The organism is Curvibacter sp. GW821-FHT09D12, from assembly GCF_059416245.1.
On sequence record NZ_JBWKOU010000003.1, the window covers coordinates 392,414 to 408,419 of the forward strand.

At 65.1% G+C, this 16,006-nt stretch carries 10 protein-coding genes; 5 read left to right on the top strand and 5 right to left on the bottom strand.

Translation table 11 applies throughout. The annotated features are described in order from the left end of the window. Nucleotides 1–11: 11 nt before the first annotated feature. Complete coding sequence (locus tag AC07PT_RS06645; RefSeq protein WP_494656192.1) at nucleotides 12–3,038, bottom strand: bifunctional diguanylate cyclase/phosphodiesterase; 3,027 nt, start codon at nucleotides 3,036–3,038, stop codon at nucleotides 12–14. A 193-nt stretch (nucleotides 3,039–3,231) separates the two neighbouring features. On the opposite strand from AC07PT_RS06645, the gene AC07PT_RS06650 reads away from it, so the two are divergent. Further along, complete coding sequence (locus AC07PT_RS06650; RefSeq protein WP_492349092.1) at nucleotides 3,232–4,002, top strand: class II aldolase/adducin family protein; 771 nt, start codon at nucleotides 3,232–3,234, stop codon at nucleotides 4,000–4,002. A 49-nt stretch (nucleotides 4,003–4,051) separates the two neighbouring features. Here AC07PT_RS06650 and AC07PT_RS06655 read toward each other — a convergent pair whose 3' ends face one another. From AC07PT_RS06655 to AC07PT_RS06670, 4 genes are all read right to left on the bottom strand, one after another. Beyond that, nucleotides 4,052–5,302, bottom strand: a complete 1,251-nt coding sequence (locus AC07PT_RS06655; RefSeq protein WP_492349093.1) for a sensor domain-containing diguanylate cyclase — start codon at nucleotides 5,300–5,302, stop codon at nucleotides 4,052–4,054. 6 nt (nucleotides 5,303–5,308) lie between these two features. Further along, complete coding sequence (locus AC07PT_RS06660) at nucleotides 5,309–6,415, bottom strand: ABC transporter substrate-binding protein (RefSeq protein WP_492349094.1); 1,107 nt, start codon at nucleotides 6,413–6,415, stop codon at nucleotides 5,309–5,311. 182 nt (nucleotides 6,416–6,597) lie between these two features. After that, nucleotides 6,598–9,219: an alanine--tRNA ligase gene (gene alaS / locus AC07PT_RS06665; protein ID WP_492349095.1), complete on the bottom strand. Its 2,622-nt coding sequence runs from the start codon at nucleotides 9,217–9,219 to the stop codon at nucleotides 6,598–6,600. Between the two features lie 147 nt (nucleotides 9,220–9,366). Further along, on the bottom strand, nucleotides 9,367–10,785 hold the full coding sequence (locus tag AC07PT_RS06670) for an aminotransferase-like domain-containing protein (RefSeq protein ID WP_492349096.1): 1,419 nt from the start codon (nucleotides 10,783–10,785) through the stop codon (nucleotides 9,367–9,369). 385 nt (nucleotides 10,786–11,170) lie between these two features. Here AC07PT_RS06670 and gabT point away from each other — a divergent pair, with 385 nt between their 5' ends. The 4 genes from gabT (at nucleotide 11,171) to AC07PT_RS06690 (ending at nucleotide 15,996) form a co-directional block, all read left to right on the top strand. Next, nucleotides 11,171–12,463, top strand: a complete 1,293-nt coding sequence (gene gabT / locus AC07PT_RS06675) for a 4-aminobutyrate--2-oxoglutarate transaminase (protein WP_492349097.1) — start codon at nucleotides 11,171–11,173, stop codon at nucleotides 12,461–12,463. 35 nt (nucleotides 12,464–12,498) lie between these two features. Beyond that, nucleotides 12,499–13,587 (top strand): ABC transporter ATP-binding protein, encoded by a 1,089-nt coding sequence (locus AC07PT_RS06680; protein WP_494656193.1) that lies wholly within the window; start codon nucleotides 12,499–12,501, stop codon nucleotides 13,585–13,587. Nucleotides 13,588–13,655: 68 nt separating this feature from the next. After that, nucleotides 13,656–14,693 carry an ABC transporter substrate-binding protein gene (locus AC07PT_RS06685; RefSeq protein WP_492349099.1) on the top strand — a complete coding sequence of 346 codons (1,038 nt, stop codon included), beginning with the start codon at nucleotides 13,656–13,658 and terminating at the stop codon, nucleotides 14,691–14,693. Nucleotides 14,694–14,742: 49 nt separating this feature from the next. Beyond that, nucleotides 14,743–15,996 (top strand): ABC transporter permease, encoded by a 1,254-nt coding sequence (locus AC07PT_RS06690; RefSeq protein WP_492349100.1) that lies wholly within the window; start codon nucleotides 14,743–14,745, stop codon nucleotides 15,994–15,996. Nucleotides 15,997–16,006: the final 10 nt, after the last annotated feature.

Consider the following 16,006-nt stretch of genomic DNA (forward strand, 5'->3'; position numbering starts at 1 on the left):
TCGCGCAAGGCCTAGGCCGGCAGCGCGACGCTGGCACGGGCCTCACACCAGGCTTGCAGATCCGAGGCCGAGACCGGCCGGCTGAAGTAATAGCCTTGCATGCTGCAGCAGCCGAACGCCACCAGAAAATCGGCCTGCTCGCGGCTCTCCACCCCTTCGGCGATGACCTCCAGTTGCAAGTGGTGCGCCAGATCGATGATGGCGGTGATGATGGCCATGTTCTTCGGGCTGGCCTGGTAGTCATCCACAAACGATTTGTCGATTTTCAGCACATCCACCGGCAGGGTGGCCAGGTAGGCCAGGCTGGAATAGCCCGTGCCGAAGTCATCAATCGCAATGCGCAGGCCCAGCGCCTTGAGCGCATGCAGCACGCCGGCCATGGCCTCCATGTTCTGCATCAAGCCGCTCTCGGTGACTTCGATCTCCAGCAGGGCCGGCGGCAGTCCGGTGCTTTTCAGCACCTGCTGCACCTCGCTCACAAAGCTGGGGTCGGCCAACTGCCGGACCGACACATTGACCGCCATGGGAGCGCGCAACAGTCCGAGCCCGCAAAGACGGCTGGCCTCTTCACAGGCGGTGCGCAGAATGTGGCGCCCGATCTCGATGATCTGACCACTTTCTTCGGCCAGCGGAATGAACTGGGCCGGCGACACCCGCTGCCCAGACCAGCACCAGCGCGCCAGGGCCTCCACGCCCACGACTTGGTCCGCACTGAAATCGACCTTGGGTTGGTACTCAAGAAAGATCTCGCCATGCCCGAGAGCCGCCTTCAGCGCCTGTTCCTGCTGCAACCGCTGATGGGCGGCCACCCCCAGTTCACGCGTGAAGTAATGGAAGCGGTTGCGGCCTGCATTCTTGGCCGCATAAAGGGCCGCATCGGCGTGCTTGGCCAGTTCATCGAAGCTGTTGCCGTCGGCCGGAAACAAGGCAATGCCGATCGTCACCGACACATTCAGCTCCCGGCCCTGCACCACAAAAGGCTCGCTGCACAGGCGCAGCAGCTTGCGGGCCAGGTGGCCGGCCTGGGCCCCATCTTTCAGACCGGTCTGCAGGATCACGAACTCATCCCCCCCCTGTCGGCTCAGGGTGTCGGAATGGCGCATGGCCCCCGACAGGCGCCGCGCAAAATCCACCAGCAGGCGGTCACCCACCTCATGACCCAGCGAGTCGTTGACGGTCTTGAAGCGGTCCAGATCCAGGTACATCACCGCCACCTGCTCTTGCTCGCGCTGAGCCAGCAAAATAGCCTGTTCGGCCCGGTCGTACAACATCAGCCGGTTGGGCAAACCGGTCAAGGCATCGTGCTGGGCCAGGTGGGCCATGCGGATGGCCATGGAGCGCATCTCACTGACATCATGAAACACCATCACCGCACCGATGATTTCACCGTGCCGGTCCTTGATCGGTGAGGCAGAGTCCTCGATGTCAAATCGTTGCCCATCCCGCCGGACCAAGGACGTGTCTGCGGCCAGCCCCACCGTGTCCTGAAGCTCCAGGGCGAGCCGCACCGGGTTTCGCAAGGGACTGCCATCCACCGAGTTGACGATGGGCATCACCGCCTCCACCGGCTCGCCCCGCGCCAGATCCAGGCGCCAGTCGGTCATCATCTCGGCCACCGGGTTGAGGTAGGTCACCCGACCCGCCACATCGACCGTGATCACGGCGTCCCCGATCGAACTCAGCGTGACCCTGAAACGCTCCTTCTCTTCGAAGACCTGGCTCTCGGCCTGCTTGCGATCGGTGATGTCCATGAGCTGGGCAAAAATGCCCGCGACCCGGCCCTCGCGGAGATCCGGCGCCAAGGACACCAGCAAGGTGCGCAGCAGCCCCCCGGGCAGCTTGACCGGCCACTCAAAAGTCTGCGCCTCGCCCGCCAGAGCCAACTTGATGTACGGCCCGTAGCGATGCATCAGGGCCGGTCCCACCACATCAGGCAGGGTCTGTCCCCGCAAGACCTCAGGCAGAAGACCGAAGAGGTCGCGGTGCAGGTGGTTGGCAAACAGGTTGCGCAGGTCGCGGTCCCAATAGCTGACCAGCGACGGCAGGTGGTTGACGATGGTGCGCAGATGCCCTTCGGCGTGGGCCAGCAGTTGCGACACCTGCTGACGATGGCGCAATTCGCGCTCGAACAACAGCACCAACCCCAGACAACCGGCCACCAGGACCAGCGTCACCCCCCCGGTGCTGGCAACCCGCTGCCACCAGGCCGACTCGACCGCCCCCGCAGGGCGCATCAGCACCAGGCGCAGGGGCGCATCGCCAACCTGCAGGTAGCTGACCAGGCGGGGTGCGCCGTCACCCGCCAGATCCGAGCGGAAGCTGCCGGCCGGCGCCGGCCCTTGTGGCCCCTGTTCCGGCCAGTTCAGGCTGCCACTGAGCGAGGGCCCCCCTGGGCCAACCGCCCCGGCCAGGTAGGTGCCATCGCGGTGCTCCAGCCAAAGCAGCGAGTCGCCGCCGAGGTCGGCCTTGTCCAGCAGCCCCTGCCAATGGGCCAGCGGAACCAGGCCCACCGCCACACCGGCAAAATGCCCCTCTTCATCCTGCAGGCGCCGGCTCAGGGCCAGCGAAGAAATCTTCTTGATCTGACTGACAAAGGGATGGCTGATGTAGAGCGCATCGCGGTCCGCATGCCATTGCGCATGAAAATAGTCACGCTGGGTCGCCGTGACGAGGCGGGGCACCAGGCCCGCGCTGTCGGCCACGGCGCGGCCGGCACGGTCCAGTACCAGGGTGGCGGCAAATACCGGTTCACCCGTGAGCCGTTTGAACAACAGACGCTGGCGCCACTCCGGTGCCAGTTTCTGCAGACCAGGGTCCTGCCAGTCATCGCGCAAGGCCCCCAACACACGGTCACCCAGGCTCACATGGCGCCCCAGCGCCTCGCCCAGTTGGGTCAGGACGCGGGCATCGTGCTCTGCCACGCGCCCCCAGGTTTCACGCAGATCCGTGCGCGCCCAATGCACCGACAGACCCGCCATGGTCAGTGCCAGACACAGGGCCATCAGCAACAGCCAGCGGGAAGTGATGGGGCGAAGCATGGTCGATTTGGAGGGGCCAAGGGCGGATTCTAGGGACGGGGTAGGTCACCTACATTGATGCCCGTCAAGCTCCACCCTTGCCGCCGGCGCCGCAATGGCCCATGCCGTGTCAAATCCTTGACATGGGGCGGCGCCCGCGTGGGGCAAGATGCGGCACCCCACCCCGCATCCGATCCCCCTTTCAGGAGACAGCATGAACATCCCCTCACTGCAGCAGCAGGTCAGCGCCGAAGAGTGGCAGCTGCGCGTCGATCTGGCCGCCTGTTACCGCCTGGTGGCGGCCTACGGCTGGAGCGACCTGGTCTTCACCCACATCAGCGCCAAGCTGCCCAGCTCGGTGGCGGGCGATGAACACCAGTTTTTGATCAACCCCTACGGGCTGATGTTTGATGAAATCACCGCCTCCAGCCTGGTCAAGGTGGACATGCAGTGCAACAAGCTGCACGACAGCCCCTTCCCGGTCAACCCGGCGGGCTTCGTGATCCACAGCGCCATCCATGAGGCCCGCCCCGAGGCGGGCTGTGTGCTGCACACCCACACCCGCGCCGGTGTGGGCGTGAGCGCACAGAAGCACGGCATTCTGCCGCTGAGCCAGCAATCCACGTTTGTGCTGAGTTCGCTGGCCTACCACGACTACGAAGGGGTGGCGATCCGCGACGATGAAAAGACCCGTCTGCAGGCCGATCTGGGCACCGCCAACTACTTGGTGTTGCGCAACCATGGGCTCCTGACCGTGGGGCGCAACATTCCTGAGGCGTTTTTGGCCATGTACACCTTCGAGAACACCTGCCGGATCCAGATCGATGCCCTGGCGGGTGGCGGCGAAGTGATCTCGGTCAACCCCACCATCCTCGACGGCGTGGCACACGCCATGAAGGTACAGACGAGCGGCATGGGGGGCCAATTTGTCTGGCCATCGCTGCTGCGCAAGCTGGAGCGACTGGACCCCGGCTACAAGACCTGAGAGCGCCTCAGGCAACGCGGTCCTGCCGCAGCCCCGGGCGGGGGCGGCGTCACCCGCTCACTTCGACACGGTCTCGCCCTTCGCTCTTGGCGTGGTAGAGCATGGCATCAGCGCGTGCCAGCAGGTCAGCCACACCCTCGTCCGGTCCGCACTGGGCCACGCCGAAGCTGGCTGTCCGGGGGATCACCATGCCCTCCCAGAGGGCGGGTTGCTCGCCCACCCGTTCACGCAATCGCTCTGCCGCCTGGCGCGCGTCCACCAGATCGCTTTCAGGCAGAACGATCAGAAACTCCTCGCCCCCATAGCGGGCCACCCAATCCACCTGGCTGCGCAGCTGCCCCCGCAGCAAAGTGCCAAAGTCGCGCAGCACGGCGTCGCCCGCCGCATGGCCATGGGTATCGTTGATGACCTTGAAATGGTCGATGTCGGCAAAGATCACTGACAGCGGCCGGCCATAGCGCCGTGCCCGCTCGATCTCGGAGGGCAGGCGCTCCTCGATCACACGCCGATTGAAACACCCGGTCAGCGCATCCGTGATCGACAGCCGGTGCACCTCGCCAATCAACTTCTCCAGCTGCTGGGTGCGCTCGGCCACCAGGCCATCGAGGTTGGCAATGTGGCTTTGCAGCTCGCCCTGGAGCTGGCGAAAGCCCTGGGTCACGAGATCGATCTCGTCCAGATGATCGCTGCTGGCACGGTCCAGCACCAGGGGACGCGAGATTTCCTGTGGCTTGAGCTCGGACGCAAAACGCGCAATCTGCTGCAGCGGCTGCTGCAGGTCTCGCCGCAACATCCAGGCCACGACCAGGCACAGCAAGGCGGTGAAAACGCCATAACCGGCGGCGATGGTGAGGGTATTGGCCAGAATCTGTTGGTAAAGGTAGCTGGGATCCACCCACAGTTGCAATTGGCCCACTGCCTTGCCGCCCTGGGGCGACGCGATCTCGAGCGTGTGGGTCGGCGGTGTGTCGCCGCCCACCTCGGCCGACAACGCGCCAGCCTCAAAAATCTGGCCCGTGCTGGCCAACACCCGGGCACGCCCGATTTCGGGCAGGCCCGCCAACCAGTTCATCTGGCGCTGGATCACCTCGGGCTCGATGTCCCACAACGACAGCGACAGCATCGGCAGGCTGTTGTCAGCAATCTCGCTGACCGCGTGTTCCACCTGTGACTGACTGCTGCGATAGGCCAGACCCGCCTGGAGCAAGGTCATGGCCAGCAGGCAAAGCCCGGCCAGCACCACGATGCGCCGGATCAGCGTGGCGGCAATCGAACGATAATAAGGCTGGTTCAAAGACATGTCGGCCTAGCGTAACAGGTCGCCTACATCAAAATCGTAATGGACCAGGCGCGGATTCAGCGCCAGGCTGTAGCGCCTGAAATCCAACGCCCCACCATCGCCCGCAAAACGCTGCAGAAAGCGCTCGGCCAAGGGGGGGGTGAACAGGATGAACATGGGCACCACCATCTCCAACCCCTCGGTCTTGGCAAAGTCATGGCCCTTGGCATGGTCGTAGATCATGACCAGCGCCCAGGCCCCGGCCATGAAATGCCCACCCGCCAGAGCAGAAAGCTCGCCCGAACGCACCGCATTGAGGGCTTCTGTGGAGGTGTTGACACCACTGAACAGCACATCCTTGCCCGGCACGTCGGCATGCTCACGCCAGGCCTGCATGGCACCAAAGGCCATCTGGTCACTGCCCGCCCACACCAACCGGGCATCCGGGTGGCGGCGCACCAGCCAACGCGACTTGGTCAAGGCGGTTTCGCGACTCCAATTGGCGTAAACGATCTGGTCCAGCACCACATCCGAGGCCTCGGCCAGGGCGCGCTGCAGGCCGGCATTGCGGGCCGCCGAACTGGGCGTGGAGCGGTCGCCAGCGATGGCAATCACATGCAGCAGGCCGTCCGCCCCTCTCAGCTGGGCGCGGCGACCTTTCTCGATCAAGGTTTTTGCCGTGAGGTAGCCCGCGTCTTCGGCGCGGGGCTCCAGCGTCCCCAGCCAGAAATCGTATTTCTCGCGAGGACCACCGGTGGTGCGACGGTCTGCACCATGAATGCCGCTGAAGGCCATCATGGCCTTGATACCCGAGCCGTTCAGCAGCCGAAGAATCTCCGGGCCGGTAGCGTAGTCGTTGGAGAAAATCACATAGTCAGGCCTCTGGGCCGCCGGCCGGGCCGCCAGAGACGCTGCAATCTCCAACGTTTTGAGGTGGTCCCGCTCGGCATAGCGCACCTCCAGCTGCAGGTCGAGGCTGCGTGCCGCCTGCACCATGGCAGAGGCTGCGGCGACCCAATAGGCCTCGTTGCTGCGCCCCGGGTTGATGAAGGCCACCGACAAAGCCTGGGCCGGACCCACCAGGCCCAAGGTCATCGTGAACAACAGAAAGAGTCGATTCAGCGCGGCACTCACAACAGGGATCCAGAAGAAGTCAACCCAGTTGGCACGGGGCGAAGGGCTTGCAAGGGGACAGGTGGCCCAGGGCCATGGGCCGCATTATCAACTTGAGCGCGGCCACCGCCACCGGACAAGCCCCATCCAGGGCGTGCCTCAGTCGGGGGCAAAGCCCGCCCCCCTTGCTCAGAAGCCCCGCCTCAGGCGCGCTCGGCCACCCAGCCCTGCACCGAGGCCAGGGCCTTGGCCAGGCCGGAGGCATCCGTGCCCCCCGCCATGGCCATGTCGGGTTTGCCGCCCCCCTTGCCGCCCACTTGCTGGGCCACAAAGTTGACCAACTCACCCGCCTTGACCTTGCCAACGCTGTCGGCCGTGACGCCGGCCGCCAACTGCACCTTGCCACCGTCCACGGCAGCCAGCACGATGGCGGCGGTCTTGAGCTTGTCCTTGAGCTTGTCCAGGGTCTCGCGCAGGGTTTTGGCATCGGCGCCATCGAGCAAAGCGGCCAGCACCTTGATGCCCTTGACGTCCACCGCCTGGCCCATCAACTCGTCGCCTTGCGAGGAAGCCAGCTTGCCCTTGAGCGCAGCCACTTCCTTTTCAAGCGTCCTGACCTGGTCCAGCACCTGGGTGATGCGGCCTTGCAGCTCGGCCGCCGGCGCCTTCAGCGTGCCAGCGGCCTGCTGCACCGTGGCTTCGAGGCCTTGCAGGTAGGTCAATGCATTGACACCGGTGACGGCTTCAATCCGCCGCACACCCGCCGCCACGCCGCTTTCAGCCACCACCTTGAACAGGCCGATGTCGCCGGTGCGCTGCACATGGGTGCCGCCGCACAGTTCACGGCTGCTGCCGATGTCGAGCACACGCACGGTTTCGCCATACTTTTCACCGAACAGCATCATGGCGCCAGTCTTTTGGGCCGATTCGATGTCCATCACGCGGGCCTGGGTGGGGGCATTGGCGAGAATTTCGGCGTTCACCTGGGCTTCGATGGCGCGGATCTGTTCATCGGTCACGGGGGCGTTGTGCGCAAAGTCGAAACGGGTGCGATCGGCATTGACCAGCGAACCCTTCTGTTGCACGTGGTCGCCCAGCACTTCGCGCAAGGCCTTGTGCATGAGGTGGGTGACCGAGTGGTTGCGCATGGTGGCAGCGCGCACCGCGGTGTTCACGGCAGCCGTCACGTGGTCGCCCACCGCCAGCGTGCCGGATTCCAGCGTGCCATGGTGACCGAACACATCGGCCTTGATCTTCAGGGTGTCGCCCACGGCGAACATGGCCGAGCCGCTGCGGATCACGCCTTCATCGCCCACCTGACCACCGCTTTCGGCGTAGAAGGGGGTGGTGTCCAGCACGATCACACCGGTCTGGCCGGCCTTGAGTTCGGCAGCCGGGGTGCCATCCACGTACAGGGCCACCACCTTGGCCGGGGCTTCGAGCTGCTCGTAGCCCACAAAGGTGTTGCCAGCGCCGGTGTACTCCAGGGCGCGATCCATCTTGAACTTGCCGGCAGCACGGGCCTGGGCCTTTTGCTTGTCCATGGCCAGCTTGAAGCCGTCTTCATCGACGGCCACGTCACGTTCACGGCACACATCAGCCGACAGGTCGAGCGGGAAGCCATAGGTGTCGTGCAGCTTGAAGGCCACCTCGCCCGGCAGGGTCTTGCTGCCATCGGCCAGGGCGGCGTCCAGGATTTCCATGCCGTTGGCCAAGGTTTCGAAGAAGCGCTCTTCTTCGGCCTTCAGCACCTCGGTGATGCGGGCCTCATCGGTCTTGAGCTTGGGGTAGGCATCACCCATCAGCACCACCAGGTCTTTGACGAGCTTGTGGAAAAACGGGGTCTTCTGGCCCAGCTTGTAGCCATGGCGGATGGCGCGGCGCACGATGCGGCGCTGCACGTAGCCGCGGCCTTCGTTGGAGGGGATCACGCCGTCGCTGACCAGGAAGGCGGTGGCACGGATGTGGTCGGCGATCACGCGCAGGCTCTTGTTGTCCAGGTCTTTCTCGCCGGTTTCGCGCGAGGCCGCCTTGATCAGCGTGTCGAAGATGTCGATCTCGTAGTTGCTGTGCACATGCTGCAGGATGGCGGCCAGGCGCTCCAGGCCCATGCCCGTGTCCACGCAGGGGGCCGGCAGCGGCTTGACCGAGCCATCGGGCTGCATGTCGAACTGCATGAACACGTTGTTCCAGATCTCGATGTAGCGGTCGCCATCGGCGTCGGGGCTGCCCGGAGGGCCGCCCGGGATTTCGGGGCCGTGGTCGAAGAAGATCTCGCTGCAGGGACCGCAGGGGCCGGTGTCGGCCATCATCCAGAAGTTGTCAGAAGCATACTTGGCGCCTTTGTTGTCGCCAATGCGCACCACACGCTCGGGCGGCAGGCCGATTTCCTTCGTCCAGATGTCGTAGGCCTCATCGTCGTCGATGTAGACCGTGGCCCACAGCTTGTCGGCCGGCAGCTTGTAGACCTCGGTCAACAGTTCCCAGGCCCACTTCAGCGACTCACGCTTGAAGTAGTCGCCAAAGCTCCAGTTGCCCAGCATCTCGAAAAAGGTGTGGTGGCGGGCGGTGTAGCCCACGTTTTCCAGGTCGTTGTGCTTGCCGCCGGCACGCAGGCAGGCCTGAACCGAAGCCGCACGCACATAGGGACGCTTGTCGGTGCCCAGGAACACGTCCTTGAACTGCACCATGCCTGAGTTGGTGAACATCAGCGTCGGGTCGTTGCCCGGCACCAGCGAGCTCGACGCCACCACGGTGTGCCCCTTGGAGGCGAAGAAATCGAGGAAGGTCTTGCGAATCTGGGCGACGGTGATAGGTGTGCTCATGGGGTGCAAAGAGAGGGTTCTGGTTGGGTGGGTGGTCCATGCCCTCACCCATTGGTGAGCTCATGGCGCCGCCCGCGCCGTGACGGGGCCCGCGCGCAGTGCCGGGCCAAACAGGCAATTATAAGATTCGGCGGCCCGGGCAGCGCATCACTGCGCCACCTGACGCCCCAGCTCGATGCGCTGGGCCAGAAACTGCCACAGGCGCTCGTCCTGGCAGAACGCCACGTTGAAGCGCAGCCAGCCGGTGGGCCGCGGCTCGACCAGGAACAGCTGCCCCGGCCCCAGCATGATGCCGGCGGCCGTGGCCTCCTTGGACAGCTCGGCACTGTCGGGCAGGTCGGGGTGGCGGGCCCACAGGTACATGCCGGCCTCGGGCTCATGGAACAGTTCAAAACCCAGGCTGTCCAGGCGCCGCCCCACCTGGCGGTGGGCTTCGCCCAGGCGATCGCGCAGCGATTTGAGGTGCTTGCGCCAGCGCCCATCGGTGATCACGCCAAACGTCACGCGCTCGGCGATGTCGGAGGAGGTCAGGCCGGCCACCATCTTGAGCTGCACGAACTCGCCCAGCATGTCGGGCCGGGCCAGCAAGTAACCCACGCGCAGATTGGGCGAGATGGTCTTGGAATAGCTGCCGATGTAGACCACCCGGCGCAACTGGTCCAGGCTGGCGAGCGAGGAACGCGAGGTGCCGTCCATGTCGGCATACAGGTCGTTTTCGACCAGCACAAAATCGTGTTGCTCGGCCAGTTGCAGCAAGCGGTGCAGGTGCGCCACCGACGCCAGCGAGCATGTAGGGCTTTGCAGGCGAGGCTGGGTGAAGAAGGCCTTGGGCTTGTGCAACTGAACCAGCGCCTCCAGTGCGGGCAGGTCATAGCCTGTGGGGGTGCGCGGCACGCCGATCAGCCGGGCACCGGCGAAGCGCAGCATGTACAGCAGGTTGGGGTAGGCCGGATCGTCCACCAGCACGGCATCCCCGGGCTTGAGCAGGCAGCGCGCCACCAGGTCCAGCGCCTGGCTGGAGCCATGGGTGAGCAGCACCTGGTCGGCATCGACGGTGATCTGGTGCTCGGCCAACGACTCGGCAATCATCATGCGCAGGGCCATGTGGCCCGAGGGCAGACCGTAGCCGTCCAGTTCGGGGCCGTCGGTGGACAGTTGCCTCAGGCTGCGCCGCACGGCGTCACCAAACAGCCAGTCGTGCGGCAACCAGCCACAGCCCGGCTTCATGGGCAGGTTGCGGTTTTCGAAAATCTGCTTGAGGTACCAGCGCGCATCAAAGCGCGGCGCCTCACGCGGCGCCTGACCGGCCACCGCTGGCGCCGCGCCCTCGTCGCGCCGCTTCACAAAAAAACCGGCATTGGCACGCGAGACCAGCCAGCCCTGAGCCACCAGGCGGTCATAGGCCTCGACCACGGTGAAGACGCTCACGCCATGGGCCGCCGCAAAGGCCCGAATGGAAGGTAGTTTGCTGCCCGGCTTGATCACCTGGCCCGCGATCAGGCCGCGCAAGCCGTCGACGATCTGGCTCACCAGCGGGGTCTGGACATCGGTACGGAGTGTGAGCATCAGGAAGACAGAAGACCCGGATCGAAAAAACACGGCGCCCGGGGATCGCTGGCCGGGCAGCCACCAGCGGGAAGTCTAACGCCCAACGCCATCGACCCATCGATTCAAGCTGGCGCTGCGGAAACGCCCCAAAACAGGGCCTTGATGGGGCGCAAATCCAAGGGTTAACCCGCGATTCAGAATCTGACGACGCCCCAAGCCGGCGCATGCCTGGCCAAGCGACACAGGCTTTTGCGCCACTGCGGTGCAAGGCACCAGATCAGGGATTCCATGTACAGGCAACTCGACCTGCACAGTGCGTCCAAATCCTGAAGTGTGTGTACATGGTTCAAAACAGAAACGATCCGTAAAGTCCATCCATCTTTTCAACCAACCGCTTGAAACCATGAAGTCAGAACGCCATTTCACCAACGCCGCCCTTCTTGCTCGCCGCCAGGCCGCCGTCGCCCGCGGCGTGGGCCAGTCGCACGAGATCTTCATCCAGAAGGCCGAAAACGCTGAGTTCTGGGACGTGGAAGGCCGCCGCTTCATCGACTTCGCGGGTGGCATCGCCGTGCTCAACACCGGCCACCTGCATCCCCAGGTGATCGCCGCCGTGCAGGCCCAGCTGGCGCTGTACACCCACACCTGCTTCCAGGTGGTGGCCTATGAACCCTATGTGGAAGTCTGCGAGCGCCTGAACACACTGGCTCCCGGCGACTTTGCCAAGAAGAGCCTGCTGCTGACCACCGGCGCCGAAGCCGTTGAAAACGCCATCAAGATCGCCCGCGCCCACACCCGCCGCCCGGGTGTGATCGCCTTCACCGGCGGCTACCACGGCCGCACCAACCTGACCCTGGGCCTGACCGGCAAGGTCGCCCCCTACAAGGTCGGCTTCGGCCCCTTCCCGGGCGAGATCTACCATGCCTTGTTCCCCAACGACTTGCATGGCGTGAGCGTGGCCGATGCCCTGCATTCGATCGAACTGATCTTCAAGAACGACATCGAGCCCCAGCGCGTGGCGGCCTTCATCGTCGAGCCGGTGCAGGGCGAAGGCGGCTTCAATGTGGCCCCGCCCGAGTTCATCTCGGGCCTGAAGGCCCTGGCCGAGCGCCATGGCATCTTGTTGATCGCCGACGAAGTGCAGACCGGCGCCGGCCGCACCGGCACCTGGTTCGCCTGCGAGCAATGGCCGGTGGCCCCGGATCTGATCACCACCGCCAAGTCGCTGGCCGGCGGCTTCCCGCTGTCGGGTGTGGTGGGCCGCGCCGAAGTGATCGACGCCCCCGCCGCCGGTGGCCTGGGCGGCACCTATGCCGGCAGCCCGGTGGCCTGCGCCGCCGCCCTGGCCGTGATCCAGGCCTTTGAAGACGAGAAGCTGCTGGAGCGCAGCAAGACCCTGGGCCAAAACTTGCAAGCAGGTCTGCGCCGCATTGCCGAGAGCGAAGCCTCGATTGGCGATGTGCGCGGCCTGGGCGCCATGGTGGCCATCGAGCTGTTCGAGAACGGTGACAAGAGCCGCCCCGACGCGAACCTGACCAAGAACGTGGTGGCCGAAGCCGCTCGCCGCGGTCTGGTGCTGCTGTCCTGCGGAACCTACGGCAACGTGATCCGCATCCTGGTGCCGCTGACCGCCTCTGACGCACTGATCGATGAAGGTCTGGCCATCCTGGCCGAGAGCTTCAAAGCCCAGCGCTGATCCAACACGCTACTTTCCTGCCCTTGCACACAAACATGTCTCAAGCAGAACCCCTGGTGCGCTTCTCCGGCGTGCAAAAGACCTACGACGGCGAACAGCTCGTGGTGCGCGATCTGAACCTGGACATCCAGCGCGGCGAATTTCTGAGCTTGCTGGGGCCCTCGGGCTCGGGCAAGACCACCACGCTGATGATGTTGGCCGGCTTTGAATCGCCCACGGCGGGCGACATCCTGCTGGACGGCCGCCAGATCACCGGCACGCCGCCGCACAAGCGCAACTTCGGCATGGTGTTCCAGAACTACGCCCTGTTTCCCCACCTCACCGTGGGGCAGAACGTGGCCTACCCGCTGACCGTGCGCAAGGTGCCCAAGGACGAGCAGGCCCGCCGCGTGGCCAAGGCGCTGGACATGGTACGCCTGGGTGGCATGGCCGATCGCCTGCCGGGCCGCCTCTCGGGCGGCCAGCAACAGCGGGTGGCGCTGGCCCGCGCCCTGGTGTTCGAGCCACAGCTGGTGCTGATGGACGAGCCGCTGGGTGCGCTCGACAAGCAACTGCGCGAGCACATGCAGATCGAGCTGAAGGAATTGCACCGGCAATTGGGCGTGACCTTTGTCTACGTGACCCACGACCAGGGCGAGGCACTGACCATGAGCGACCGTGTGGCCGTGTTCAACGAAGGCGTGATCCAGCAACTGGCCTCGGTGGAAGACCTGTACGAAGCCCCCAGCAACCGCTTCGTGGCCGGCTTCGTGGGCGACAGCACCGTGCTCAAGGGCAGCCTGCAGGGTGGCAACGCGCTGCAACTGGCCGACGGCCAGCGCCTGCAGGGCCTGAACGTGAACGGCGTGGCCGACGGCGCCGCCGTGGAAGCCTGTGTGCGGCCCGAGCGCATCGTGCTGCACCTGGGCTCGGCCGCGCCGGTGCCCAACTCGCTGGCCGCCACCGTGGCCCGCGTGATCTATTACGGCGACCACCTGCGCCTGCTGTGCTCGCTGGGCGAGGGCCAGGCCGAGGCCACCGTGAAGCTGCCTTTGACCCGTGCCGACAGCAACCCCCATCCACAAGCTGGCGAGCCGGTGCGGCTGGAGTTTCCGGCCGCGGCCACCCGCCTGTACGCGGTGTGAACCACGACAACGTTTTTTTCGCGCTCCCTCTCTCTAGAACCTCAACTTCCAACAAAGGAAAACGTGCCATGAAAAAGAGCCTGATCCCCTGCGCAGCCGCCGCCCTGGCCGCCTGCCTGGCCCTGCCCAGCTTTGCCGAACAGCAGTTGACCATCGTCAACTTCGGCGGCGCCAACGCCAACGCCCAGAAGAAGGCCTACTACGAGCCCTTCGAAAAAACCGGTGTCAAGGTGGTGCCGGTGGAATACAACGGTGAGCAGGCCAAGATCAAGGCCATGGTCGAGACCAAGAAGGTGACCTGGGATGTGGTCGAGGTCGAATCGCCCGACGCGGTGCGCGGCTGCGACGAAGGCCTGTTCGAAAAGCTCGACTACAGCAAGCTGGCCGACAAGGCCGACCTGCTGCCCGCCGCCGTCACCGAATGCGGTGTGGGCGTGTTCGTGTGGTCCACCGTGATGGCCTACAACGGCGACAAGCTCAAGAGCGCCCCCAGCAGCTGGGCCGATTTCTTTGACACCAAGAAGATCCCTGGCAAGCGCGGCATGCGCAAGGGCGCCCGTTACAACCTCGAATTCGCACTGCTGGCCGATGGCGTGAAGCCGGGCGATGTGTACAAGGTACTGGCCACCAAGGACGGCGCCGACCGCGCCTTCAAGAAGCTGACCGAACTCAAGCCCAACATCCAGTGGTGGGAGGCCGGCGCCCAGGCGCCCCAGTTCCTGGTCGCCGGTGACGTGGTGCTGAGCACGGTCTACAACGGCCGCATCGACGCCGCCAACCGCGAAGGCCGCAACCTGAAGATCTATTGGCCCGGCGGCATTTATGACCTGGACTACTGGGTCATCCCCAAGGGCGCGCCGAACAAGGAACTGTCGCAAAAGTTCATCGCCTTCGGCCTGCAAGCTGGCAACCAGGCCGTGTACGCGCAAAACATCGCCTACGGCCCGACCAACAGCAAGGCCCTGGCCAAGCTCGACAAGAAGGTGCTGGACGACCTGCCCACCTCGGCCGCCAACGCCAAGGAAGCCCTGCAGTTCAACGTGAGCTTCTGGGCCGACCAGGGCGAAGCGCTTGAAAAGCGCTTTGCTGCCTGGGCCACCCAGTAAACACGCCTGAGCCTGAGCAACACTGACTGAGAGACGGAGCCGATTCACCATGGCAGCACCCATCCGAGCCGCCGGCGCACCGGGCGATGAGCCCGGCGCACTGCGCAAAGCCTTATCCCGAGCCGAAGCGCGCCGCCAGTGGCGAGCCTTCGGACTGACCCTGCCCTTGCTGGTGTTTCTGCTCCTGACCCTGCTGGTGCCGATCGTCGCGCTGCTCCAGCGCGCGGTCGAAAACCCCGAGGTGGCCAACGCCCTGCCCCTGACCATCCGCGCGCTGGACGGCTGGAACGGGCGTGACACCCCCGCTGCCGCGGCCTACGGCGCCCTGGTCAAGGACCTGGCGCAACTGCCCGACAGTGCCGATGCCGGCCAGTTGGCCCGCCGACTCAACACTGAGGTGCCCGGTGCCCGCTCGCTGGTGATGGGCGCCTACCGCGCCCTGCCCTTCGAGGGCAGCGACGCCGACATCCAGGCCCGCCTGCTGCAGGCCGACCCACGCTGGGGCGAGGTCCCGTTCTGGCAGGCGATTGCCAAGAACGGCTCGCGCTGGACACCCGACTACCTGCTGGCCTCGCTCGACCTGAAACGCGACGCCGAGGGTGCCATCGAGCGCATGCCTGAAGAGCAGCGTGCCTTTGGCGCCATCCTGCTGCGCACCTTTCACATCAGCCTGGTGGTGACGATCTGTTGCCTGCTGCTGGGCTACCCCCTGGCTTGGTGGCTGGCCTCACTGCCCGAGCGTTCGGCCAATGTGCTGATGATCCTGGTGCTGGTGCCTTTCTGGACCTCGATCCTGGTGCGTGTGGCCGCCTGGATCGTGCTGCTGCAGTCCGAAGGCCTGGTCAACAGCGGGCTGATGGGCCTGGGCCTGATCCACGAGCCCCTGCCCCTGCTGTTCAACCGCACCGGCGTGGTGATCGCCATGGTGCACATCCTGCTGCCCTTCATGATCCTGCCGCTGTACAGCGTGATGAAGAACGTTCCCCCCACCTACCTGCGCGCCGCGGTGTCGCTGGGCAGCGCGCCGCTGGCCGCTTTCTTCCGCGTCTATGTGCCGCAGACCTACCCGGGCATCGGGGCTGGCGCCTTGCTGGTGTTCATTTTGTCGATTGGTTACTACGTGACCCCGGCCCTGCTGGGCGGGGCCGACGACCAGATGCTGAGCTACTACATCGCCCGTTACACCAACGTCGAGGTGAACTGGGGCATGGCCTGCGCCCTGGGCGCCATCCTGCTGGGCGCCACGCTGATTCTTTACGGTGTGTACCGCCGCATCGGCAAGGCTGAACTCAGCCTCGGCTGATCAAGAAAAA